Origin of the sequence: Roseovarius litorisediminis (assembly GCF_900172295.1) — a bacterium.
In the GTDB taxonomy this organism is placed as follows: Bacteria; Pseudomonadota; Alphaproteobacteria; order Rhodobacterales; family Rhodobacteraceae; genus Roseovarius; species Roseovarius litorisediminis.
The window spans coordinates 658,424-683,013 of sequence record NZ_FWFL01000001.1 but is presented as its reverse complement, the minus strand read 5'-3'; the positions used below and the strand labels follow the sequence as shown (position 1 = coordinate 683,013).

Genomic DNA, 24,590 nt, shown 5'->3' with positions numbered 1-24,590 from the left:
TCGATCCTGATATTTGCGCTATGTGGTGCAACATATTGCGAACAAGGGCAAGGGGAAGGGGGAACAATCCTGTGGCCTTATCAACGCCCGGGACTGGTTATATCGCATCGACGGGAAAATCCCGCTGAAAAGGTTATTCCGCCCGGCAACCGGAAACCGCGCGGCACCTTTCGGGTGTGTGTTTTTGCAAGGCATGAACGGCCCTGCGGTAACACTGCTCACCGGATTGTGCAGTGCGGTGGTCTTGCCGGGCTATCCTGCCGGTCATATCTCAACTTTACGCTGACAGGAGATTTCAGATGAACAGACGCAGCTTTTTGAAGGCGGGTGTGGCCACCGGCACCTTGTTTGGTCTGGGCGCTGGTGCCCGCGCGGAAGAACGGTTCGAGGTCGCCCGCACCGAGGCCGAATGGCGCGCGATGCTGGATGACCTTGAATATTACGTGATGCGCGAAGAAGGTACCGAGCGCGCGGGCAGTTCACCGTTGGACAAGAATTATGCCGAAGGTGTCTATCATTGCCGGGGCTGTGATCTGGCACTGTATTCGTCCGAGCACAAGTACGACAGCGGCACGGGCTGGCCAAGTTTCTGGCAGGCACTGCCCGGTGCGATTGCAACCAAAGCCGATCGCAAGCTGTTTTCTGTCCGCACGGAATGCCATTGCCGCCGCTGTGGCAGCCATCTTGGCCATATTTTTGACGATGGTCCGGCCCCCACCGGGAAACGCCACTGCCTGAACGGGGTGTCATTGGTATTCAAGCCTGCCTGATCTGCTGAAAAATTGCACAACTGCCCTGCAGGATCAGCGCAAAACATCTGATAAACGGTCTTTGGAAAGCATCAAGCCAGAGGCCGTTTCCATGCCTATTTACATTGGGTTACGTCGAAATATTGCGATTGCAGGGCTTGTCGGGCTATGCGGGGTGGCGGTTGCTATCACCATGCTGATCAGCTTTCCAGCCGAAGCTGAAATGTGGTTGCCCGTCTTGTCATTTATAGGGGCTTTCGGTGGTGGTGTGGTTGCGGCCCCTTTATTTGGTCACGCCAAATGGTTGGGGTGGTTCTTGGCGTTTTTGGCTGGTCTTTTTGCCACATATCTAGGCTCTGCAATCACAATTTTCATTGCGGGGATTTTAGTCTTCATTTTGTTGGCACCGATCAAGGCAATCATCGCCGGTCCGGTTTTTGTATTTGCGTATTTGGTCGAATATCCATTGGGGTTTGTTGTCTGGCTGTTTTTTATGGCGCTCATACACGTGAAGGCACGGCATTGGCGAAGAAGGGGGCGAGACAGATCAATTTTGTAAGGTATACACGTACAAACCTTACAGACCTTACAAAACTTCGGGCGGTTCGCTTCGAGCGAATTACTTGAAGTTCCTGCTGACCTTGACCTGATCCCAGGCCCAGACAACCTGCTGCAACTGTTCTTCCTGCGCACGGTCACCGCCGTTGAGATCAGGATGAAGAACCTTGATCAATGCCTTGTAAGATTTACGAATTTCAGCCTTGGTCCAGTTGTCCTGGGCCTCCAGAATTTCAATCGCACGCCGTTCGGTCGGGGGCAGTTTACGGTTGCCTGTGCGGGTCTTGCCGGGATTCTGCGTGGCATTGACGCCAAGCACCTGATGCGGGTCCTCAATCCCCAACCGCGCCCACGCCCGCGCTTCGGGGTCGGTGAACTCTTTGGTTTCGCGCTCCCAGACTTTATCCTTTGACATCTGAGCGTTAATCTCGGCTTCTGTTGTGCCGTCAAAAAAATTCCACTTCAGATTATACTCGCGGATGTGGTCCTTGCAGAACCAGAAATAGTCGTCCAGCACATCCGGTGCCTTGGGCGCGCGGTATTTGCCCGCCTCCTGACATCCCTCGTGTTCACACACCCTGGTCGAGGTTTCGGACGCCCCCGACATCCCGCGGCGGCCGCGGGGGTTTTTCTTTTTGGCCGAAGAGACGGACATATCGAAACCGAATGGATCAGACTTGGACATAAGGTAACCTTTGCGAGTCGGAGACGAGAGTTTAATCTAAAACGCGGTGAATTGAAGGGGGCCAAAGCGAAAAATATTTTGTCTTCAGCGGTGACATGCTGGTGGCCAGGTATGGCGTTTTCAGGTTAGTGAATTGATGTCATTCAGGAATCTGGCTTTGTGGGGTTCCAATATAGAAAAACAAAATTCTCATTCCTCGTGAGCAAGCTGATTTTTCCTGGTTCAGGGGCGCTGTGACCGTTCTGTGATCAATCGCCGCTTTTGGTTGTGTCGTCGCCCTCGGACTTGGGGTTGTCCGAAGTTAATTCCTCATCGTAAGAATCTGATTTCTCACCCTTTATTTCGGGGTCACCCGTCGGGTTTTCAAGGGCGTTTTCCTTGATTTCTTCCCCTATGACACCCCTGCGAAACACCAGAACGCTGCGATAGACCGTGTGCGACGAGGTCAGGCCCTGACGTTCTTCGCTGGGCAGGACATCAGCACGCTGATATTCCCAGCCTTCGACGGCCATTTCGTTCATAAGCTCTTCTAAAGTGCGTGAAAATCGATCTTCTGGTTTTTTGAGTCCGGGCGCCTTGCGTCCCTTTGACGGAGCGGGAATGACCTTGTATTCATAAGTCTGCATAAAAATGTCCAATAGTTAACGGGCGCTGTATCCTAGCTGCCCTGACCGGTAGTGCAAGGCACATCGCGATTTGTACGTTTCAGCCGATGTTTCGGACAAGGCACATGCAAAATGTAGCTTATTGGGCTTTTTGCAGGCCGGGCAAGGGCGTGTGCCGAGGCCTCGCGCTGCAACAGGCGGTTGCCGACTACCCCTTGAGAGCGGTCCTGGCCAGCGACTGGTTAGGTGGTGCGTGTCACCGCCCCCGGATGCGTGTCCGCGGGTCAAGCGCATCGCGCAGCCCGTCGCCCAGATAGTTCACGCTGAGCACCGTCAGCGATATCGCAAGGCCCGGCCAGAACACCCGTTCGGGGTAGTCCTGAAGATATTGGGTGGCATCGTTCAGCAGCCGCCCCCAGGTGGGAAAATCAGGCGGAAAGCCGAGCCCAAGGAAACTAAGCGCGGATTCCGTGATGATGGCGTTGGCGATACCCAGAGTGGCCGAAACCATGATCGGTGAAAGAATGTTGGGCAGGATATGCCTGGTGATCATCCCGAAATTTGTCGTCCCGATCGAGCGTGCTGCCAGTACAAACTCGCGCTCTTTCAGGGCCAGAACATCAGCGCGGACGATTCGGGCGGTGGGCATCCAGCTGGTGGCACCGATAGCGACGACAATCAGAAAGAAGATGCCGGTTTCGGGGCCGAAGGTCGCGCTTAACGTTTCGCGGAACAGCATGACCATGACCAGCAGCAGCGGCAAAAGCGGCAGGGACAGGAAGAGATCGGTCAGCCGCATCAGCGGGCCGTCCAGCCGCCGGAAGTACCCTGCAATAACGCCCATGAAACCGCCGAGCGCCAGTGCCAGCGCCATGGCTGTCAGACCCACGGCGATTGAGGTTTGGCCGCCTGCCATCATCCGCGCCAGTGTATCGCGGCCCAGCTGATCTGTGCCGAAGGGGTGCGCCCATGTGGGCCCCTGATTGCGCGCGCGAATGTCGATATAGGTGGCATCCAGCGTCCAGATCAGCGGGCCCAGAAAGACGATTGCGATGATCAGCAGAAACAGGATGCCGCCAATCAGGGCGCCGCGATGGCGCTTGAACTGGCCCCAGATCTCGGACCACTGGCTGCGGGGTGGGGGCATGGCAGGATCAGTCATAGCGGATCCTTGGGTCCAACACGGCGTAGAGCAGATCGGCGATGATGTTGAAGGCCACGATCAGAACGGCCAGCATGAAGGTCACGGTCTGCACCATGGGCAGGTCGTTGGCCTGAATGGCGGTTATCAGCAGCTGGCCGAGTCCGTTAACCTTGAAAATCTGTTCGGTGATGATGGCGCCACCAAAGATTTGCGGCACGCCCAAAGCGATCACGGTGATCACCGGAATCATCGAGTTGCGCAGCACATGAACCATGACAACTGTGGTTTCGCCCAGGCCCTTGGCGCGGGCGGTGCGCACGTAATCCTGCCCCAGATTGTCCAGCATCGAGGCGCGCATGTAGCGGCTGATCTGGGCGGTGGTCTGCAGGGCCAGAACCATCACCGGCATGATCATCTGCTTGAATTGCATAACAAATGTATCCCAGCTGGTGACGCGCAGGGTGGTGTCATAGATCGAGGGCAGCCAGCCGAGGTGAACCGAGAAGATCACAATCACCAGAACACCGGAAAAGAAGGGCGGGACCGAATAGCCGACCATAGTTATGAAGGTGCCGACCTGGTCGAAGACCGAATACTGCCGGTAGGCCGAGTAGATGCCGATGGGCAGGGCAATGAGGATGCCCACCACATAGGACATGCCCACGACCCATAGGGTCTGGGGCATGCGTTGTACGATGACATCCATGACAGGGCTGCGGAATTGCCAGCTGAGCACGCGTTGCTGACCCTCGGCCAGGGTGGTGCCAAGAATATGGTCGCTTAGCACCATCGGCTCGACCACGAAGAACTGCCACAGCCATTTGCCAAAGCGGATGTGTGTAGGCTCGCCCAGACCAAGCGCGATGCGCATTTTTTCCTTAACATCGGGCGGGACGGTCAGCGGTACATTGGCCATCGGATCGCCGGGGGCGAGTTCAAGCAGCAGAAAGATCACTAGACTGATGAACAAAAGCGTCGGTACCGCCAGCACCAGTCGTCGGATCGTGTAGGTGAGCATTCGCGGCGCCCTTGTGTTTCAGCCTGTTGTTTTGTCGGCGCAGAGGGGTCTGATCACTTGATACGATACCAGTCGGCGGCATTCCACAGTTCGCTGTCCCACATGTTCAGTTTGACGCCGCCAAGGGTGTTGGACCGGGCCGAGACACGACCGCGATCAACCAACGGGATGATGACATAACTGTCTCGGGTCAACATGTCATTCAGTTTGCGGGCAATATCGCCGCGTTTATCCAGACCGGCGGTGCGGGTCAGCTCCTTGATCAGGGCGTCATAGTCGGGGTTGCAGTAGCGGTTGATATTCTCGCCCTGCCACTGGGTTTCGGGGCGCGGAGCCTTGTCACAGGTGTATTGCGCCAAGTAGGATTGCGGATCGGTGCCGTCAAAGTTGTTGGCGTACATTTCGACATCGGCGTAGAACTTCTGGAAGGTGTCCGGGCTGCCCGGATCGCCGCCAAAGAACACCGAGGCAGAGATATTGCGCAATTCGGTTTCAACCCCGATGTCGCGCCACCATTGTTTGATCAGGGCCTGAAAGTCCTGACGCACGGCATTGGTCGAAGTCTGGAAGAGCAGCGACAATTTGCGGCCGTCTTTTTCGCGGATGCCGTCGCCGTTGCTGTCGATCCAGCCGGCCTGATCCAGCAGGGCCCTGGCGCCGTCGACATCCTGCAAAAGGCATTCGGTGTTGTTTGACGCATAGATGGCAGGCGCCGGTACAAGGTTGCAGGTCGGGCGGCCAGCCTGACCATAGCCGATTTCGACCAGCAATTCGCGGTCGATAGCCATGCTGAGTGCCTTTCGCACGCGCATATCCGACAGGATGGGATGGGGATGTTTGGCGGTCGCGCGTTCGCCTTCGGGGAGGTTTGGCGAGGGGTCGGTCAGGTTGATCTCGATGCGCTCAACCAACGAGCCGAAGGAGGAAACAGGCACGCCTTTGCCGGCCTTGGCCATGTTCGCCAGAACATCCGGTGCCAGTTGCAGATTCCAAGCATAGTCGAACTCGCCGGTTTCAAGAACGGCACGGCCTGCGGCAGTTGCATCGCCGCCGCCCTTGAAAGTCATGCTGGCAAAGGCGGGTTTGGCTGGATCGCGATAATTGGGGTTGGCCGAGAACGAGATGACATCGTTTGGGCGAAACTCATCCACTTTGAATGGACCGGTGCCGATGGGGTGAAAATTGGCGTCGGTGCATTCGGGGGCCTTGGCGCCAAGACAGTTGGCGAATTGTGCCGCCTGCAGAATCGGGGCCTGACCGCCCATGAAGGGGCCGTAGGGGTTGGGGGTGGAATCCTCGAAATTCACTTTGACGGTCAGGTCATCAATGACCTCGACCAAGATCACGCCCTCGTATTTGGCCAACTGGGCGCAGCCGCCTTCGGGATGCATGCAGTAGTCTGCGGTAAATTTGGCGTCATGGGCCGTAAAGGGCGTGCCATCGGACCAGACAAGTCCCGGTTTGATGCGCCAAGTGATGGATTTGAGATCAGCCGAGACCCCGCCGTTTTCCACGGTTGGGATATCAGTGGCCAGGTAAGGCACCATATTGCCTTGCGCATTGAAACGTCCCAGCGGTTCCAGCACCAGACTGGCGGCTTCCAGCTCTTTTGTGCCGCCGGAAAGATAGGGGTTCAAGATGGAGGGGGCCTGCCAGTAAATGACATTGACGTGGCCATCGGCCCCGCGCTTGGCCCAGGTTGCCGGTGCAAAGCTGGTGGCAAATGCCACAGCAAACAGGATTTCTCTAACGGCCATAAGGATCAACTACCTCCTGATATCGGGCAGACCGAACGACGAACGCTTTATTTTATGCTGTTCGCCCGGTTTTCGGAACATCTGTATGAGATATGAAATGTCAGCGCGGGTGGCCCAAACACAGAACGCTGAATTGCGGCAACCTTTAAAAGATGAGGTATCACAAACCGGAATGGGCAAAATTGCAAGGTTTGTCTGGGCCGATGAATGAAACAGGTGTTATTTGGCACCAACCGGCGTTTGACAGCGCAGGGTTGAACTGGATACCGTCGTGACACTTTCCTGAACGACAAAAAGTGACGCGCATGCTGGACCACCCGATTGCCCGGATCGAGAATCTGCGGGTTGAATTCCAGACCCGCGATGGCCCGGTGGTCGGTGTCGAGGATGTCTCGTTCAAGGTGCAGGCGGGTGAGACGGTCTGTATTGTGGGCGAATCCGGGGCCGGGAAAACAGTGTCGTCTCTGGCGTTGATGCGTCTGGAAGGGTTTGGCGGCGGTGAAATCAAGGGCGGACGTCTGATTTTTGACCGCAAGGCGGGCGGCGAGGTGGATCTGGCGCAGGCCGGGCAGGGCCTGATGCGGACGATCCGGGGCAATGAGATTGGCATGATCTTTCAGGAGCCGATGACGGCACTGAATCCGGTGTTCACCGTAGGACGGCAACTGACCGAAGGCTTGCGCCTGCACAAGGGGTTGGGGCGGCATGCCGCCCGGGTAAAGGCCCTGGCGTTGTTGCAAGAGCTACGCATCCCCGAGCCCGAACGGCGGCTGGAGCAATATCCGCACGAATTGTCGGGGGGCATGCGGCAACGGGTAGTGATTGCCATGGCGCTGGCCTGCGGGCCACGTCTGTTGATAGCGGACGAGCCGACAACGGCGCTGGATGTAACCATTCAGGCCGAGATACTGGCCCTGATTGAACGGCTGAAACGCGAGACCGGCACGGCGGTGGTATTTATAACCCATGATATGGCCGTGGTGGCGCAGATGGCTGACCGGGTGGTGGTGATGCATCGCGGTCGCAAGGTGGAAGAAGGGCCGGTTGAACAAATATTCGAGGCGCCCCGGCACGAGTATACCAAGGCGTTGCTGGCCGCCGTGCCCAGGCTGGGCGAGATGCGCGGTAAAACTGCGCCTGAGCCGATGAAGCTGATGGGGTCAGAGACGCGTGCGGTGCCGGTCAGGGGCGGCGAAGAGGTGCTCCTGAAGGTTCAGGGGCTGACAACGCGCTTTGCTGTCAGAGGCGGATTTTTCCGCCGGACGGTGGCCAATGTGCACGCGGTCGAGGATGTGTCTTTTACGCTGAACAAGGGACGCACACTGTCGCTGGTGGGCGAGTCGGGCTGCGGCAAATCCACCACCGGGCGGTCGATCCTGCGGCTGGTCGAACCGCTGGAGGGACAGGTGCACCTGGATGGCGTGGATATCATGGCGCTGGACGCGCGCGGTTTACGTCAGGCAAGGATGAACATGCAGATGGTTTTTCAGGATCCGTTTGCATCGCTTAATCCGCAGATGAAGCTGGTCGATCAGGTGGCCGAGCCGATGCGCAACTACGGGCTGGTCCACCGTGGCGAGATCAAGGACCGGGTTGCGATGCTGTTTGACCGGGTGGAACTGCCGCGCAGTTATCTCGGGCGGTTTCCGCATGAGCTGAGCGGCGGGCAAAGGCAGAGAGTGGCGATTGCCCGGGCGCTGGCACTGAACCCGAAGCTGATCGTGGCCGATGAGGCGGTCTCGGCGCTGGATGTAAGCGTGCAGGCACGGGTGCTGAACCTGATGATGGAACTGCAGGCCGAACTGGGGTTGAGTTATCTTTTCATCAGCCACGACATGGCGGTGGTGGAACGCATCAGCCATGATGTGGCGGTGATGTATCTGGGCCGGATCGTGGAAAAGGGGCCGAGGGCGGCGGTTTTCGAAAACCCGCAGCACGCCTATACGCGGGCATTGCTGAAGGCGGTGCCGATTGCTGATCCGCGTCAGCGAAAATATGAAAAAGATATGATATTCAAGCCCATACCTTCGCCGGTTCATCCGGTTGGCTATGAGCCTGAGGCGTCAGTTTACATCAAGGTAGAGCCCGACCATTTTGTGCTGACCTCGGAAAGCGGGTATTGAGGGCAAGGGGGTAATGTCCGGTTTGTGAACTTAGCTGCCCGGCGGCGCGGTGCGCCTTGATTCCTGGCAACAGGGTTCGCCCGCTCTGGGCGCCTAGTGGATTTGGGGCAATTTTCGCTTTGGGTTGCTGTCTCGATGAAGAAGCGAAGCCTTGCTGACGTTTCGCAAGGCCAGTCTGGCGATCCCGGGAGGACTCGAACCCCCAACATCCTGATTAGAAGTCAGGTGCTCTATCCAGTTGAGCTACGGGACCGCTTGTGCGCAGCTTTACCCGCTACAAAGACCGAGATCAAAGGCAAATCGCTGGTTTACCCAAAAGGATCTTCTGGATAGCTCACACCGGCCAGGTACAGGCCGTACGGTGGGCAGACCGGGCCGCAGGCGGCGCGATCACGCGCCTCAAGTGCGGTTTTGACATCCTCGGGTGCCCACGATCCGTCACCGACACGTTCAAGCGTACCGACAAAACTGCGCACCTGGTTGTGCAGGAACGAGCGCGCCCGAATATGAAAATGCATTTCCGGCCCGCCCCGGCCCGTGGCTTCGACGATATCCAGCGAATCCAGTGTTTTTACCGGGCTGGCTGCCTGACAGATGGTTGACCGGAAGGTGGTGAAATCATGCTTGCCCAGCAGATAGGAAACGCCTTGGCGCATCGCATCGGCATCCAGCAGCCGGGGCACCTGCCACACCAGCCCCCGATCATGGGTGGCCGGGGCACGCCGCATCAGCACGCGAAAGAAATAGTGCCGCTCGAGCGCTGAAAACCGCGCGTGCCAGTCATCGGGCACAACTGCGCATCCGACAATTGCCACCGGCTGTGGCTTGAGATGGAAATTCAACGCCTCGGACAGGCGAAACGGGCTCCAGTCCTTGACCGTATCGCAATGGGCTACCTGCGCCAGCGCATGTACGCCCGCATCTGTACGCCCTGCCGCTGCAATCGTGTGGGGACCCGGCTCCAGCTTGTCCAGGGCGGCCTCGATCGCACCCTGTACCGTCGACAGATCGACCTGCTTTTGCCATCCGGCAAAAGGGGCACCATGGTATTCGACTTTCAGGGCGTATCTGGGCATGAAGCGTCCAATAGCCCGGCAACACCGGGGGAACAATCCCCCAAACCTCCCCTCTGGCATGTAGGTCCGGGCGCGCCTATCTTGAACATCAAGAAGGCGCAAAGGGGTAGTGGCTTGGTAATAGCGACGATAGCGGACGGGCTGACACGCGGGGTTGAAACCGTTACCGACACGATTTCCGAGGCATTGTTCGAACCGGTGATTCGCCTTGGCGTGACCGGGTTGGCGCGGTCGGGCAAGACGGTGTTTATCACGTCGCTGGTGGCCAATCTGATGGACAGGGGCCGGATGCCGGGCCTGCTGGCGGCGTCAGACGGCCGGATTTCAGCGGCGTTCCTGCAGCCGCAACCGGACGATACCGTTCCCCGTTTTGATTTTGAGGCGCATCTTGGGTCGCTGACCGCCGCCACGCCCCATTGGCCCGACAGCACACGGGCCGTATCGGAACTGCGCCTGTCGTTGCGGGTGCGACCGGCGGGCCTGCTGGCCGGCCTTTCCGGGCCGCGCACCGTGCATCTGGATATCGTGGACTATCCCGGGGAATGGCTGCTGGATCTGGCGCTGCTGGACAAGACCTATACCCAGTGGTCCGCCGAGGTGCTGTCGCGGTTTGATTCGCGCGCGCAGGCGGCCGACTATCTCAGGCATGCTCGGGCCACCGATACCACCGCCAGGCTGGACGAGCCTACGGCCCGATTGCTGGCGGAAAGCTTTACCGCCTACCTGCATGCGGCGCGGGATGCGGGCTTTTACGACTGCACGCCGGGGCGCTTCTTGCTGCCGGGCGATCTGGCGGGCTCTCCGGCGATCACCTTTGCGCCACTCTCGGCACCCGCGTCACCGCCCCGAAAATCGCTTTGGCGTGAGATGGAGCGGCGGTTCGAGGCCTATAAATCGCAGGTGGTCAAACCCTTCTTTCGCGATCATTTTGCCCGCATTGACCGGCAGGTGGTGCTGGTAGATGCCCTTGGTGCCATCCACAAAGGCCCCCAGGCGGTCGAGGATATGCGCCGTGCCATGACAGATATTCTTAGCGCCTTTCGCCCTGGACGGAACGCCTTTCTGTCTCAGCTTTTTCTGGGTCGCCGGGTTGAAAAAATCCTGTTTGCGGCGACCAAGGCCGATCACCTGCATCATTCCCAGCACGCCCGTCTGGCCGCGATCATGCAGGCGTTGACCCGCGAGGCGCGCGACCGTGCCGATTTTGCCGGGGCGGATACGCAGGCCATGGCTATCGCCGCCCTGCGCGCCACGGTCGAGCAAACCATCACCCATGACGGCAGGCCGCTGGATTGCGTGCGCGGCCAGCTTCTGGACAGTGGTAAACAGGCGGCTTTTTACCCCGGCGACTTACCTGAAGACCCTGCGCGCCTGCTGTCACCCGCCCGCCAAGGCGCCGAAAAATGGCTGGACGCCGATTATCAGGTGATGTCCTTTGCGCCTGCCAAACTCAGCCTCAGACCCGGTGAAGGCCCGCCGCATATCCGTCTGGATCGCGCCGCACAGTTTCTGATCGGGGACAGGTTATGAGCCCGTCGCCCGCCCGGCTCAGGCACGTGCCGCAGCTGGCGGCGATTCTGTGGTCTTTTACCCGGGATACGCCGTGGCTGCCGCAGGTGCGCAGCCGCAGGACGGACCTTGGGCTTCTGACAAAGGTGGTTCGGCGGGGCTGGGTCAGACTGATCCGTGACGGGCGGGGTCCGGCCGGGTTTATTGCGCGTGACGGTGCACGTGTCCATGCGATCTATGTGCATCCGCGGGCGCGCGGCAAGGGGTTGGGACGGCTCCTGCTGGACGATGCCAAATCCTGCGCCGACCGGCTTGAGCTTTACGTCGTGCAGGCCAACAAACCGGCCCGTCAGTTCTATGCCGCGCAGGGCTTTGCCGAAGTGTCCCGCAGTTCCGGCGTTGGCAATGATGAAAGCCTGCCGGACATCCTGATGGTCTGGCCACCACATAAACCGGCACCAGAAAAGGCAATGACATGACCCAAGGCCCGATCCTGATTGACCTTGAAGGGGTCGCCCCCGCGCCTGCACCGGATGCCGCCCCGCCGGTGCCCGATGACGATGTCACACCGCCGCCTTCGGGCCGAGCGATGCAGACAGTGGCCTTGCTTGCCGCGCGGAACCCTTCGCGTCTGGCGCGGCTTTTCTGGTCTTTGCTGCTGACCCTCATGGGGGTGATGATTTCTGTGGCGGCATGGGACTTTGTTACCGGTCTGATCGCGCGCTCACCGCTGCTGGGTTATGCGGTGACCGGGCTGATCACCGCTTTTGCCCTGGTTTTGCTGGTCATTGCCCTGCGCGAACTGGCTGCATTTTCACGCCTTGGCAAAATTGACAGTCTGCACCGCGCCGCCAGCGCGGCCCTGTCACAGCAGGACCTGGGGCAGGCGCGGGCGGTCGTTACCCGGCTGACCCAGCTATACAAGGGTCGCGAGGATACCCGCTGGGGTCGTGACCGGCTGGCGGAATATGGCCCCGAACAGTTTGATGCCGCAGGTCTGCTGGGCCTTGCGGAAACCGAACTTCTGACCCCGCTTGATGCCGTCGCCATGCGCGAGATCGAGGCCGCTTCGCGTCAGGTGGCCACAGTCACGGCCATTGTCCCGCTGGCATTGGCCGACGTTGTAACCGCCCTGACGGCCAATCTGCGGATGATTCGCCGCATTGCCGAAGTTTATGGCGGCCGCTCGGGCACCTTGGGCAGTTGGCGACTGGCGCGTGCTGTCATGACGCATCTTGTGGCCACAGGTGCGGTGGCCGTGGGCGATGACTTGATCGGCTCTGTCGCCGGGGGCGGGGTGTTGTCCAAATTGTCCCGCCGGTTTGGCGAGGGCGTGGTAAACGGCGCCCTTACCGCCCGTGTCGGTGTCGCCGCAATGGAGGTCTGCCGCCCCTTGCCCTTTACCCGCGCCAAACGCCCGTCGGTTACTGGGCTGGTCAAACGCGCGCTTGCGGGTCTGTTTTCAACAGGCTAACGTCGTCTAGCCGCGAAATTTAAGACAGTTTGCTGATGGAATTTCTGCTTAACCTCGCTGGACTTTTTGGTCTCGTCATCCTGTTTGGCGTGCCCTATCTGCTGGTTTCGCACGCCCGTCTGAAAACCCGCGTTGGCAGGCTTGAAGAAGCCTTGAAAGAGGTCTCGCCCCATATCGCCGCGCCAGAGCAGGGGCCTCTGTCGAGCCCCCCCGCGGATGCAGACAAAACCGCTTACACGACCGCAGAACAGGAACCGCAACCCTCTGTGTCGCAACCCAAGGCCCGGCCCCAGGCCAAACGCATTGTCACGCCGCCTGACGATGTGATCGAAAATGAGGGCGAAACGCCCCGCGCTTATGTCTTTCGCGCTGACAAGGCTGCCGCCCTGGGGGACTGGTTGCGGGACAATTGGGCACTGGCCGTGGCCGGGGTGTCGCTGGCGCTGGCAGGCGTGTTCATGGTTCAATATGGCGTCGAAAAAGGTCTTTTGACCCCGTTCTGGCGCGTCATGGGGGCGCTTGGCCTTGGGACGGCACTGATTGCGGGCGGAGAGGGGATTCGCCGCCGCTATGGTGACGAAACCCAGGGAACAAGCCAGTACCTGCCGTCAACCCTGTCAGGGGCCGGTCTGGTGGCGCTGTTTGCCGGAGTGATGGCAGCGCATGTGTTGTACGGTCTGATTTCACCGGGCACGGCCCTTGCCGGACTTGTGATCGTCTGTGCTCTGGCCATAGTGCTGGGCTGGTTCTACGGCCCGTTTCTGGCTGCGGGTGGCATTATCGGCGCCACTGCCGCGCCGTTCCTGCTGGATGGGCAATCGGATGCGCCCTGGCTGTTTTACTATTACTTCGCCCTGATCGCGCTGGCCGGGCTGGCGGTGGACTCGGTCAAACGCTGGGCGTGGGTTTCGGCCATTGTCTTGTTGGCCACGGTGCTGGCGTCGAGCATCTTGTACCTTGGCGGTGCCGGAGAGCTGCATTTTTTGGTCTTCATGCCGCTTGTCACGGGGCTGGCGTTGATCGTGCCGGAGCGCCGGATAGTTCCGGCCCACGGCGGCACCTCTTTGTTGGGCGCAATAACCGGCACCCGCCCGTTTCCCGAGTTTCCAACCCGCCTGGCCATCGCCATGGTGCCCGCCACAACCGTTGCCGGGGCCTATGTCGCTTCGCAGGCCGCTACGGCCGATACGGTCTGGCTGGCGCTTTTCATGCTGGCGATCCTGTTGGTGGCCACAACCATGTGGATGCGCCATGCCTCCGCACTCGAGGATCTGTCGCTGGTGCCCGCTGCGGGCCTGTTGACCGTTATTGCCCATCAGGCCCTGACCAATGGGCCGCTTTATACCGCATTTCAGGCGATGATCGAACGCGGCCCTGAAACCGCACCACCTCTCACCGTCACTATCCTCACGGTTCTGGGGGCCGCCGGATCGCTGCTGGTGTTCTGGCGAATGCAACAGGCGGTCACGCAGTGGGAAAATTCGGCCCCGGCGATCATATGGGCTTTGGGCGCTGCGGCCTTCGGACCTGCTGTAGTTTTCACATTCGAGTTTCTGTGGGCGCCGGCGCCGGTCCTGGGCAGCTACCTGTGGGCGCTGCACGCGATTGCCCTGGCCGCCGCCATGACACTTTTGGCCGAACGCACCGCCCATGGCCCTGACCGCGCCGAACGCAGGCTGCGCACCGCCCTTTTTGCCATTGCCGCGCTCACCCTGATCGCGCTGGCGCTCTTCCTGATCCTGACAAAAACCGCGCTGACACTGGCACTGGCGGTTATGCTGCTGGGTACAGCGCTGGTTGATCGCCGTTACGATCTGCCGCTTTTGGGCTGGTTCATCCAGACCGGCGCGGTGGTGATTGGCTATCGGCTGGTGATTGATCCGGGATTCATCTGGGCCGCCGATGACGCGCCGCTGATGCAGGTATTGCTGGCCTATACAGGTACGCTTGTGCTGCTGACCACAACTTGGTTCACTCTGTCGCACCGCGCAGATACGGCGACCAGAGTGATCGTCGAAAGTGCGATATGGACCATTGCTGCGGTCTTTGCCTGTGTTCTGCTGTTCCGGATTTTCGGTGAAAACGAACTTGGCAGTCACTGGGGCTTTGGCCTGCTGGCGACGGTCTGGTTCATTTCTTCTGCCAATCAGCTTTACCGGCTTCGGGCCGGTCATCGTGTGCTCCGCCTGATCAGAATCGGTCTGGCATTGATATTCGGCGCAATTGGCGCGGTCTTTGTCTTGCTGCAGAGCACTATGGCAAACCCGTTGATCTCCGGAGGTGAAACCGTGTCTGGTCCATTGGTCTTTGACAGCCTTGCGGTGGCGTATCTGCCACTGGCACTTACATTTGCCGTTGCGGCGTGGAAGCTGGAACATCTGCACCGTTGGTTGCGGGCAACCCTTGTGGTGATTTCAGCGGGGTTTGCCAGCTATTACACCGGTCTTGAAATTCGCCGTTTCTGGCAGGGCGATGATCTGAGCGTGTCTGGTGTCACCCAGCCCGAGCTTTATACCTACACCGTGGCCCTTTTGCTGGTTTCGGTCGTGTTGCTTTTTGTGGCCTTCTCGCGTCGTTCCGATTTGCTGCGTAAAATCGCGATGGCGGGCGTGGCCCTGACCATTGCCAAGGTTTTCCTGATTGACATGTCCGGCCTGACCGGACTGATCCGGGTGGCCTCGTTCATGGGGTTGGGTCTTGGGCTGGCGGGCCTTGGATGGCTAGATCGGATAATGACGCAGCAATGGCAAAGGGGTACGCCCGAAACCTAACGCAGTTTTGGTATGCCGCCAGGCAACGTCTCGCGGTCCACCAACCCGGCGCGCAGACTGCGGCCGATACGATGCGCCAGGGCCGACCAGGCGGCGGCCTGATCGGGGTTCAATTCGGCCCTGAGTACAGAGTCAAACAGGTCAAGCCAGGTTGAAAACATGCCCGGCCTTACATTGCGTGCGGCCACATGCGCCGCCATCGGGCTGCCATCATAGCACCGCTCGTGCAGGATGGAATTTGCCCAGAAATTTGCGATCTTGGCTTCGTGCCTGGGCCAGTCCGTAACATGCGCGGCAAACACCGGCCCCAAACCGGGGTGGCGGCGAATTGCCTCGTAAAAGGTGGCGACAACCCGCTCGATCTGCGCGCGTGTGATGTCAAACCGTGGGGGCAGGGCGTTACTCATTCCCTTTACTTGCCCATCCAGACACGTCCTTGCAAGACCTCAGATGTCGCGCCCCCGCATTGGCGCGGCCAGATCACCGCAGACCAGCCGCCCCGGCGCCGACCCGGTCAGGCACCGCCTGACCGACCGGCCGAATAAACAGACCCGAGCCAACCGGCCGGGGCGCCTCAAACTGATCATGCACCGTGACAGCATGGCCATCCCGTGCCAGTACCGCTGCCGCGGCCAGCCCGCCAATGCCGGGTCCTGCGATCCCGATTCTCAAACCCGCTATACCATGCCTTTATACCCGCTCGCAGGCCAACCCAGGCTAGTCTCTTGGCCTGTGCACCTGACAATCTGGCGCACCCTGCACGCGGCTCTGGACGCCGCCGGGACAGCGGCCTATAAGGCCTGCATGACACGGATACTGGCGATCATTATTCGAATTACATGCCCGGCGCTCTGATATATTCGAGCCGCCGGGAAAAGGCGTATGTACCAGCGCGCCGCCCCCTGACACCCTGACAAGACCAGTAGACAAAGGACGCCACCGATGTGCGCCGAAACACCCGATTACAAAGACACGCTGAACCTGCCGCAGACCGATTTCCCGATGCGCGCTGGCCTGCCCAAACGCGAGCCTGAATGGCTGGAACGCTGGAACCGTATCGGTATCTACGACCGCCTGCGCGACAAGGCCGAAGGGCGTGCGCCCTTTACCCTGCATGATGGCCCGCCCTATGCCAACGGCCACCTGCATATCGGCCACGCGCTGAACAAGATCCTCAAGGATATGGTGGTGCGCAGCCAGCAGATGATGGGCAAGGACGCTCGCTATATTCCCGGCTGGGATTGTCATGGCCTGCCCATCGAGTGGAAGATCGAGGAACAATACCGTGCCAAAGGCCAGAACAAGGACGACGTGAATATCGTCGACTTCCGTCAGGAATGCCGCAAATTCGCCGAAGGCTGGATCGACATCCAGCGCGACGAATTCAAGCGCTTGGGCGTCACCGGCAAATGGTCGAAACCCTACCTGACAATGGATTTCCGCGCCGAGCGCATCATCGCCGAGGAATTCCAGAAGTTCCTGATGACCGGCACGCTTTATCAGGGGTCGAAACCCGTGATGTGGTCGCCGATTGAACAGACGGCGCTGGCCGAGGCCGAGGTCGAATATCACGACAAGGAAAGTTTTACGATCTGGGTGAAGTTCAAGGTTGTTGATCCGGTCGCAGGGAGCGGCGCAAAACTTCAAAATCGTGATTTGGTTGGCGCCTATGTTGTCATCTGGACGACCACCCCCTGGACCATACCAAGCAACAAGGCCGTGGTTTATGGCGAAAACTTCGCTTACGGCCTTTACGAAGTCACGGGCACGCCGGATGAAAGCTGGGCCAATGTCGGCGACCGCTTCATTCTGGCCGACAAGCTGGCCGGGGATGTAATGACCCGCGCCCGTCTTGAGGACGGCATGTATGTCCGCGTACGCGATGTGACGGCAGATGAGCTTTCCACACTATCACTGCAACACCCCCTGGCCGGTGCCGAAGGTGGCAATGGCGAATGGGACGATCTTCGCGATTTCCGCGCGGCTGATTTCGTCACGGATGAAGAAGGCACCGGGTTCGTTCACTGCGCTCCCTCCCACGGGATGGAGGAATATGAACTGTATCGTGATTTGGGTATGCTGGAACAGGTCATCACCTACAACGTGCTGGATGACGGTTCTTTCCGCCCCGATCTGCCGTTCTTTGGGGGCAAATACATCCTCAACCGCAAGGGCAAAGAGGGTGACGCCAACAAGGCCGTGATCGACAAGCTGATCGAAGTGGGCGGGTTGCTGGCGCGTGGCAAGATCAAGCACAGCTATCCACATTCCTGGCGGTCCAAGGCGCCGGTGATCTATCGCAACACGCCGCAATGGTTTGCCGCCATCGACCGCCCCATCGGCGACGGGCAGGACGACTATGGCACCACGATCCGCGAACGTGCGCTCAATTCCATTGACCAGTTGGTGACATGGACGCCCAAGACCGGGCGCAACCGGCTTTATTCGATGATCGAAGCACGGCCCGACTGGGTGCTGTCGCGTCAACGTGCCTGGGGTGTGCCGCTGACCTGCTTTACCAAAGTGGGCGCGCTGCCGACCGACGCCGACTACCTGCTGCGCGACGAGGCCGTGAATGCCCGCATCCTTGAGGCGTTCGAGGCCGAAGGGGCGGATGCGTGGTACAAGGACGGGGCCAAGGAACGGTTCCTTGGCAATGATTACAGCCATGATGACTGGAACAAGGTCGACGATATCCTTGACGTCTGGTTCGATAGCGGCTCGACCCATGCCTTTGTCCTGCGCGACCGCGAAGACGGCTCCGAGGACGGCATGGCTGACCTCTATCTTGAAGGCACAGACCAGCACCGCGGCTGGTTTCATTCCTCGATGCTGCAGGCCTGCGGCACCATCGGCCACGCACCCTATCGCGGCGTGTTGACCCATGGTTTTACGCTGGATGCAAAGGGCGTGAAAATGTCCAAATCCATCGGTAACACCATCGTGCCCGAAGAGGTGGTAAAACAATATGGCGCCGATATCCTGCGGCTATGGGTGGCGCAAACCGATTATACCAATGACCAGCGGATCGGGCCCGAAATCCTGAAAGGCACCGCCGACAGCTATCGCCGTCTGCGCAATACCATGCGGTTCCTGCTGGGCGCACTGGCGCATTTTGACGAATCCGACCGGGTTGACCCCGCTGATATGCCTGAGCTGGAACGCTGGGTGCTGCACCGTCTGGCCGAGCTGGATCACCGCGTGCGTACTGGCTATGCTGCTTATGATTTCCAGGGGGTGTTTCAGGCGCTGTTTACCTTCGCCACTGTCGAACTCAGCGCCTTTTACTTCGATATCCGCAAGGATGCGCTTTATACCGATGGCGATACACCGCGCCGCCGCGCTGCGCGCACCGTGTTGGACATCCTGTTCCACCGGTTGACCACTTGGCTGGCCCCGGTTCTGGTCTTCACCATGGAAGAGGTCTGGCTTGAGCGGTTCCCGGGTGAGGACAACAGCCTGCATCTCATGGATATCCCTGACACGCCTGCCGACTGGCTGGACGAGCCGCTGGCAGCAAAATGGGCCCAGGTCCGTCAGGCCCGCCGGGTGGTCACTGCCGCACTGGAGGTGCAGCGCACCGACAAAGTGATCGGTGCCTCGCTTGAGGCCGCCCCGGTGGTCCATGTGCGCGACCCCGAGTTGCTGGCCCTGTTGAAAACAGTGGTGTTCGAGGATGTCTGTATAACCTCTGACATCTCGTTGACCGCAGACCCCAGCCCGACCGAGGCTTTCCGCCTGCCGGAAGTGGATGGCATTGGGGTTGTGTTCGAGCCGGCCGAAGGCGAAAAATGTCAGCGTTGCTGGAAAATTCTGCCAGATGTGGGTCACCATGCCCACCCCGGCACCTGTGCGCGCTGTAACGACGCCTTGAGCTGAGCCGCCAAGACAGCGCAGCTTCACGGACGGGATTTGGATATTTTTGGCAAGAAGAAAACGCCTGCAGCGCTTTCATTTTCTTCTTGCTGGAAATACCCCCGCCGGAGGCATCCAACGGTTTCGCGGGCCCGATAGCAGAGGTCTAACGCCGTTCTTCTGCCTTGGCCGCATCCCACAGCGCATCCATTTCAGCCAGATCCGATTGCCCGGGCGTCTTGCCGCGCTCGGCCAGCAAGGCCTCGACCCGCCCGAACCGGCGGGTGAATTTGGCATTGGCGGCGCGCAGAGCCTCTTCGGGGCAGACCTTCATGTGACGCGCCAGATTTGCCATTACAAACAACAGATCGCCAAATTCCTCTTCCACTTTTTCGTGGGACAGATGTTCGGATGCCTCGCGCAACTCGGCGGCCTCTTCGGTGATCTTGTCCAGCACATGGCTGGCGTCGGGCCAGTCAAATCCCACCCTTGCCGCACGTTTTTGCAACTTGACCGCCCGCAGCAGGGCAGGCAGGCCCACCGCGACCCCATCCAGTACGCCGATCTGTGCCTTTGCGGCGCGTTCGGCGGCCTTGATCGTCTCCCAGTCGCGGGTCTGCTGCTCGGCTGATTTTTCACGGCTTTCATCGCCAAAGACATGCGGATGGCGCGCGACCATCTTGTCGGCGATGTCAGTCACCACATCGTTGAAATCGAACAACCCCTTGTCGTCAGCGATCTGCGCATGAAATACGGCCTGCAACAGAAGATCCCCCAGTTCACCACGCAGTTCCTGCCAGTTCTTGCGTTCAATCGCATCGGCGACCTCGTAGGCCTCTTCGATCGTGTAGGGTGCGATTGTGGTGAAGTCCTGCTCGATATCCCAGGGGCAGCCGGTATCGGGGTCGCGCAGGCGGCGCATGATTTCAACCAGACGGGGCATGCCGCCCTTGGGATCGTGAATCAGCGAGTCATCTGGCATTGCGCACCTTTCAACTTTGGGGTTGAGTGGACCCTGACGGTCAAACAAAAGGAAGTCCAGACATGGCTGTGATCAACCGCATTTCCGGGTTTGCCGATGATATGACCGTCTGGCGCCGACATCTTCATGAAAAACCCGAATTGGGGTTCGACTGCTATGAAACCGCGCGTTTTGTGGCAGAGCGTTTGCGCGAATTTGGAATTGAACAGATTGAGGAAGGCATCGCCACCACCGGTATTGTCGCAGTGATCGAAGGACAGGGTGACGGGCCGGTGATTGGTCTGCGTGCAGATATGGACGCCCTTCCCATTGACGAGGCAACAGGGGCGGAATGGAGCTCAAAAATACCAGGCAAGATGCACGCCTGTGGCCATGACGGCCACACTACCATGCTGCTGGGGGCGGCAAGATACCTTGCCGAGACCCGTAATTTTCGGGGGCGCGTGGCGCTGATCTTTCAGCCAGCCGAAGAGGGGCCCGGCGGCGGGCAGGTGATGGTCGACGACGGTATATTGGAACGCTACGGGATTGAGCAGCTCTATGCCCTGCACACGGCCCCGGGACACGCGCCGGGTAGTTTTCACACCGCACCGGGCCCGATCATGGCTGCGGTCGATACCTTTCACATCGACATCACGGGTGTGGGCGGGCATGGTGCGATGCCGCACGAAACCCGCGACCCGGTTGTGGCCGCTGTGGGGATGGTGCAGGCGATTCAGACGATCGTCAGCCGCAACAATTTTGCGCTGAATGATCTGGTAATCTCGGTCACCCAGATTCATACTGGCAGCGCCGAGAACATCGTGCCGGAAACGGCTTATGTGAATGGTACCGTGCGCAGTTTTGATCCGGAGGTCAAAGCGATGGTGCGTCAGCGGATGCAGGACATCGTCGGGGGGCAGGCCGCCGCCTATGGGGTAGGGGCCGAGTTGCGCTATGAAGAGGGCTATCCGGCCACGGTCAACGATCCTGCCTGTACCGAACTCGCGGTTCAGGTGGCGCGGGAAATTTCGGGTGCAGAGGCCGTCAACGACCGGCACGTACGTGAAATGGGGGCCGAGGATTTTTCCTATATGCTCAATGCGCGCCCCGGATCTTATCTTTTTATCGGACAGGGCGATGGCGCGACATGGCATCACCCGGCCTTTGATTTCAACGATGAGATTGCCCCTGTGGGCGCGTCGTTTTTTGCCCGCCTTGTCGAGCGGGCCCAGCCGTTGGGTTGATGCCCTTCTGAGCATCGTCCACCCTCCCACCCCGATCCTCAAAAAGGGCATCAGTACCATGGCACTTGAAGACGCTAAAAATCAGGTAGATCAGGCATTTACACGCGAAAGCTTGCGTGGTGAAAGCAGCGAAAACGCATTTGGTGGCGCAACTTCATTCTTGCGACGGCGCTATACCAAGGACCTGACAGGTGTTGATATAGCTATCACCGGTGTTCCGTTTGATCAGGCCGTGACGAACCGCACGGGCACCCGTCTGGGGCCGCGCGCCATTCGCGAGGCCAGCACCCTGCAGCCTTTCGATGCCCCATATGGTTGGGACGGGTACGACCCGATGACCGAGCTGGACATTGTGGATTACGGCGACCTGGCCTTTGACTATGCCATGGTCAGTGATTTTCCCGATGCGTTGACGGCCCATATTCGCGGGATACTGGATGCAGGCGCTGCCAGTATCTGTCTGGGCGGGGATCACTATATCTCGTTTCCTATCCTCAAGGCCTATGCTGAAAAATTCGGCCCCCTGGCGCTGTTGCAATTTGATGCCCATACCGACACCTGGGTGGATGACAACATGGAGCGGATCGACCATGGCACCATGTTCTACAAGGCGATCAAGCTGGGGCTGATTGACCCCAAACGTTCGGTTCAGGTGGGTATTAGAACCGTAAATACCGACACAATGGGGGTTAACATCATTGATGCGCGCGAGGTTCATGAACGTGGACCCGTGGAAACAGCCAGGAAGATCAAGGAGATACTGGGCGATTCTCAGGTATATGTAACCTTCGATATCGATTGTCTGGATCCCGCCTTTGCCCCCGGCACCGGCACACCGGTCTGGGGCGGGCTTTCAACAGCGCAGGCGGCCATCCTTCTGCGCGATATTGCCGGGATCAACATGGTTGGCGGCGATATCGTCGAAGTCTCGCCGCCCTTTGATACAACCGGGGCCACGGCCGTTGCCGGTGCGCATGTGGCGACGGAGCTTTTGTGTCTCTGGGGCTGGGCACGGCGAAAAACCGGCTAAAGGGTTTCGACGCATTGCTGGTTCAGAAAAATAAGCCGAAACGCTTTAGAACCGCTCATTCTGAAAGGCACGGCGGATTGCGTCGGTCATGCCTTTTCGCGCCGGGGTTTCACCTGTTCCGGCTGTGCCCAGCACAAGGTTTGAAACCGGCATCACGGCAAACCCCTGTTCTGGTGTGAGCTGCACCAGAGTATCGTTAAGGCTGCTTTCTCCCAGCAGGCCAATGGCAATACCGGCCTCGATCGCGGCGGCGACACCGGTTACGCTCTGGCTGGAAAAGATCACACGATACGGGCGACCAAGCCGGTTCAACGCCTCAAGTGCCGCGTCCCGCCACCAGCAGTCCCGGTCAAACAAGGCCACAGGCAGCACGTCTTGTGTTAGCAGATCATGATGCCGCGAGGCGACCCAATATGTCTGGTCGCGCCAGAGTACGCTATCCGGGTTGTCCGGGCGCTCAACTTCATAGACGGCTAGATCAAGCGCTCCGTTCGCCAGGGCCTGCGGAAACCGTGCACTCAGATCGCAGGTTACGTGCAGTTCTACCGAAGGGTGTGATTGCGCAAATTCGGCGATAATCTGCGCCAGAAACCTGTGGCTGTGGTCATCTGGCACTCCGATACGCAGGCTGCCGGTCATACCATCGGCACGAAGGCTTCTCAGGGTTTGATCCAATCTGCTGGTCACCTCCCGTGCGACGGGTATCAGCTGCTCCCCGGCTTCGGTCAGTGTCACACCGCGCCCGTGCCGGTCGAACACAGGTTGTCCAAGCGTTTCTTCCAGCCGTTTGATCTGCAGGCTGGCTGCGGATTGTGATCGAAAGATGCGGGCCGCCCCGTCTGTCACTGAGCCTGCATCAGCGATTGCAAGGAAGGTGCGCAGCAGATCGCTATCAAGAGTATCCATTCAAATTACTCATAGTAGATATAGGAGGTATTCGTTTTACGACTAATTTCTGAACATGCATACTGCAAATCAGCAGCAGGAGATTTTGTGGTGTTTTCACGTACAAACCTTACAGACCTTACGCATCATCGCAGAAGATACAATTTTCTGTGGGGTGGCCTTGCCGTTGTTCTGGCCGGTTTAACCTTGGTGATGCCAATGGCGATGTGGGGGGCGGGGGTCTTTGTGGTCAAAGGGCTTTTCTCTGTCGCACCGCTGGTTGTTCCGGGTATTGTGTTGGCGGCATGGATCATGGCCAGCGGCGCCGATGGTCATATCGCAAAGGTCTTTGAGGGGCGTTTGGGCTGGACCATTGTTGCCGCATCCGCCATCGGGGCGGTGACGCCGGTTTGCGGGGTCACTGTCCTGCCACTCATGACAGGGCTATTGGCGGCAGGCGTGCCCCTGGCGCCCGTGATGGCCTTCTGGCTGTCTTCGCCGGTCACAGATCCGGCCATGCTGGCCACCACAGCGGCCACGCTAGGATTTGCATTTGCATTTGGTAAAACCTTGGCTGCCTTTGGCCTGGGCCTGTGGGCCGGGGTAGTTGCGGGGTTTTTCTTTAATCGTGGATGGTACGTAAACCCCTTACAGAACAATCGTTTAGTTGCCACAATTTCAGCAGCGCGTTGCGGAGAATCCCTTGCGTTTAAAATCAACGTCTGGGCTGACGCGTCTCGCCGAGCGATGTTTCGTAAACAGTTTATTGCCACTATGAAACTGATCCTGATCTGCCTGATCCCGGCCTTTGCGGCCGAGCATTTTCTGAATCAGTTTTTGCACCCAGAAGCGCTTGGCGTGTATCTGGGGGATGATGCGTGGTGGGCTATTCCGCTTGCCGTCTTGGTGGGTGCCCCTGCCTATGTCGACGGATACGCTGCCCTGCCATTGACCCGCAGCCTGCTGGACCACGGAATGTCACCGGGGGCTGCCATGGGCTTTCTTGTGTCGGGCGGAGTGGTCAGCATCTGGGGGGCCATGGCGATATTTCCGGTTTTACGGTTCATACCCTTTTTCCTGTATCTGATACTGGCGGTATCGGGTTCGCTTGTGGCGGGGTATGCCTTTGATTTTGTGATGTAA

General features: G+C 59.2%; 21 protein-coding genes and 1 tRNA gene. 11 read left to right on the top strand and 11 right to left on the bottom strand.

Annotated features, from left to right (window positions below):
• Positions 1 to 299 precede the first annotated feature (299 nt).
• Together msrB and PEL8287_RS03285 are read left to right on the top strand one after the other, a co-directional pair.
• Entirely contained in the window at positions 300 to 770 is a 471-nt protein-coding gene (gene msrB, locus PEL8287_RS03290) for a peptide-methionine (R)-S-oxide reductase MsrB (RefSeq protein WP_085890900.1), read from the top strand.
• Positions 771 to 861: 91 nt separating this feature from the next.
• Positions 862 to 1,308 (top strand): hypothetical protein, encoded by a 447-nt coding sequence (locus tag PEL8287_RS03285; protein ID WP_139837672.1) that lies wholly within the window; start codon positions 862 to 864, stop codon positions 1,306 to 1,308.
• 60 nt (positions 1,309 to 1,368) lie between these two features.
• Here the strand turns inward: PEL8287_RS03285 and PEL8287_RS03280 are convergent, their stop codons facing one another.
• From PEL8287_RS03280 to PEL8287_RS03260, 5 genes are all read right to left on the bottom strand, one after another.
• On the bottom strand, positions 1,369 to 1,992 hold the full coding sequence (locus tag PEL8287_RS03280) for a J domain-containing protein (RefSeq protein ID WP_085890898.1): 624 nt from the start codon (positions 1,990 to 1,992) through the stop codon (positions 1,369 to 1,371).
• 248 nt (positions 1,993 to 2,240) lie between these two features.
• On the bottom strand, positions 2,241 to 2,618 hold the full coding sequence (locus tag PEL8287_RS19940; RefSeq protein WP_176228540.1) for a hypothetical protein: 378 nt from the start codon (positions 2,616 to 2,618) through the stop codon (positions 2,241 to 2,243).
• A 235-nt stretch (positions 2,619 to 2,853) separates the two neighbouring features.
• Positions 2,854 to 3,759: an ABC transporter permease gene (locus PEL8287_RS03270; protein WP_085890897.1), complete on the bottom strand. Its 906-nt coding sequence runs from the start codon at positions 3,757 to 3,759 to the stop codon at positions 2,854 to 2,856.
• Positions 3,752 to 4,759: an ABC transporter permease gene (locus PEL8287_RS03265; protein WP_085890896.1), complete on the bottom strand. Its 1,008-nt coding sequence runs from the start codon at positions 4,757 to 4,759 to the stop codon at positions 3,752 to 3,754. Before PEL8287_RS03265 ends, PEL8287_RS03270 begins: the two co-directional genes overlap by 8 nt.
• 53 nt (positions 4,760 to 4,812) lie before the next feature.
• On the bottom strand, positions 4,813 to 6,516 hold the full coding sequence (locus PEL8287_RS03260) for a peptide ABC transporter substrate-binding protein (protein WP_085890895.1): 1,704 nt from the start codon (positions 6,514 to 6,516) through the stop codon (positions 4,813 to 4,815).
• Positions 6,517 to 6,821: 305 nt separating this feature from the next.
• Between PEL8287_RS03260 and PEL8287_RS03255 the strand changes: the two genes are divergently transcribed.
• Complete coding sequence (locus PEL8287_RS03255) at positions 6,822 to 8,639, top strand: ABC transporter ATP-binding protein (protein ID WP_085890894.1); 1,818 nt, start codon at positions 6,822 to 6,824, stop codon at positions 8,637 to 8,639.
• A 176-nt stretch (positions 8,640 to 8,815) separates the two neighbouring features.
• Here PEL8287_RS03255 and PEL8287_RS03250 read toward each other — a convergent pair.
• Both PEL8287_RS03250 and truA read right to left on the bottom strand, forming a co-directional pair.
• Positions 8,816 to 8,892: transfer RNA gene (locus tag PEL8287_RS03250), tRNA-Arg, on the bottom strand.
• A gap of 55 nt (positions 8,893 to 8,947) precedes the next feature.
• Positions 8,948 to 9,715, bottom strand: coding sequence for a tRNA pseudouridine(38-40) synthase TruA (gene truA, locus PEL8287_RS03245; RefSeq protein ID WP_085890893.1), 768 nt, complete (start codon positions 9,713 to 9,715; stop codon positions 8,948 to 8,950).
• A 114-nt stretch (positions 9,716 to 9,829) separates the two neighbouring features.
• On the opposite strand from truA, the gene PEL8287_RS03240 reads away from it, so the two are divergent.
• The 4 genes from PEL8287_RS03240 to PEL8287_RS03225 are packed head-to-tail and all read left to right on the top strand — an operon-like array spanning position 9,830 to position 15,469.
• A complete protein-coding gene (locus PEL8287_RS03240) occupies positions 9,830 to 11,245 on the top strand; it encodes a YcjX family GTP-binding protein (protein WP_085890892.1) in 1,416 nt (471 codons plus the stop codon).
• Positions 11,242 to 11,703, top strand: a complete 462-nt coding sequence (locus PEL8287_RS03235) for a GNAT family N-acetyltransferase (protein WP_085890891.1) — start codon at positions 11,242 to 11,244, stop codon at positions 11,701 to 11,703. The genes PEL8287_RS03240 and PEL8287_RS03235 overlap by 4 nt, the downstream gene beginning before the upstream one ends.
• Positions 11,700 to 12,698: a YcjF family protein gene (locus tag PEL8287_RS03230; RefSeq protein WP_085890890.1), complete on the top strand. Its 999-nt coding sequence runs from the start codon at positions 11,700 to 11,702 to the stop codon at positions 12,696 to 12,698. Before PEL8287_RS03235 ends, PEL8287_RS03230 begins: the two co-directional genes overlap by 4 nt.
• Before the next feature lie 35 nt (positions 12,699 to 12,733).
• Entirely contained in the window at positions 12,734 to 15,469 is a 2,736-nt protein-coding gene (locus PEL8287_RS03225; RefSeq protein ID WP_176228539.1) for a DUF2339 domain-containing protein, read from the top strand.
• On the opposite strand, the gene PEL8287_RS03220 is transcribed toward PEL8287_RS03225, so the two are convergent.
• Positions 15,466 to 15,876, bottom strand: a complete 411-nt coding sequence (locus PEL8287_RS03220; protein WP_085890889.1) for a group III truncated hemoglobin — start codon at positions 15,874 to 15,876, stop codon at positions 15,466 to 15,468. The two genes, PEL8287_RS03225 and PEL8287_RS03220, sit on opposite strands and share 4 nt — an antisense overlap.
• A 73-nt stretch (positions 15,877 to 15,949) precedes the next feature.
• Entirely contained in the window at positions 15,950 to 16,141 is a 192-nt protein-coding gene (locus PEL8287_RS03215; protein WP_085890888.1) for a hypothetical protein, read from the bottom strand.
• A 270-nt stretch (positions 16,142 to 16,411) separates the two neighbouring features.
• Between PEL8287_RS03215 and ileS the strand changes: the two genes are divergently transcribed.
• Entirely contained in the window at positions 16,412 to 19,348 is a 2,937-nt protein-coding gene (gene ileS / locus PEL8287_RS03210; protein WP_085890887.1) for an isoleucine--tRNA ligase, read from the top strand.
• 142 nt (positions 19,349 to 19,490) lie between these two features.
• Here ileS and mazG read toward each other — a convergent pair whose 3' ends face one another.
• Positions 19,491 to 20,306: a nucleoside triphosphate pyrophosphohydrolase gene (gene mazG / locus PEL8287_RS03205; protein WP_085890886.1), complete on the bottom strand. Its 816-nt coding sequence runs from the start codon at positions 20,304 to 20,306 to the stop codon at positions 19,491 to 19,493.
• A gap of 62 nt (positions 20,307 to 20,368) precedes the next feature.
• On the opposite strand from mazG, the gene PEL8287_RS03200 reads away from it, so the two are divergent.
• Both PEL8287_RS03200 and speB read left to right on the top strand, forming a co-directional pair.
• Positions 20,369 to 21,532 carry a M20 aminoacylase family protein gene (locus PEL8287_RS03200; RefSeq protein ID WP_085890885.1) on the top strand — a complete coding sequence of 388 codons (1,164 nt, stop codon included), beginning with the start codon at positions 20,369 to 20,371 and terminating at the stop codon, positions 21,530 to 21,532.
• Positions 21,533 to 21,590: 58 nt separating this feature from the next.
• Positions 21,591 to 22,562 carry an agmatinase gene (gene speB, locus PEL8287_RS03195; RefSeq protein WP_085890884.1) on the top strand — a complete coding sequence of 324 codons (972 nt, stop codon included), beginning with the start codon at positions 21,591 to 21,593 and terminating at the stop codon, positions 22,560 to 22,562.
• 45 nt (positions 22,563 to 22,607) lie between these two features.
• On the opposite strand, the gene PEL8287_RS03190 is transcribed toward speB, so the two are convergent.
• A complete protein-coding gene (locus tag PEL8287_RS03190; RefSeq protein WP_085890883.1) occupies positions 22,608 to 23,468 on the bottom strand; it encodes a LysR family transcriptional regulator in 861 nt (286 codons plus the stop codon).
• A 90-nt stretch (positions 23,469 to 23,558) separates the two neighbouring features.
• Between PEL8287_RS03190 and PEL8287_RS03185 the strand changes: the two genes are divergently transcribed.
• Entirely contained in the window at positions 23,559 to 24,590 is a 1,032-nt protein-coding gene (locus PEL8287_RS03185; protein ID WP_235862143.1) for a permease, read from the top strand.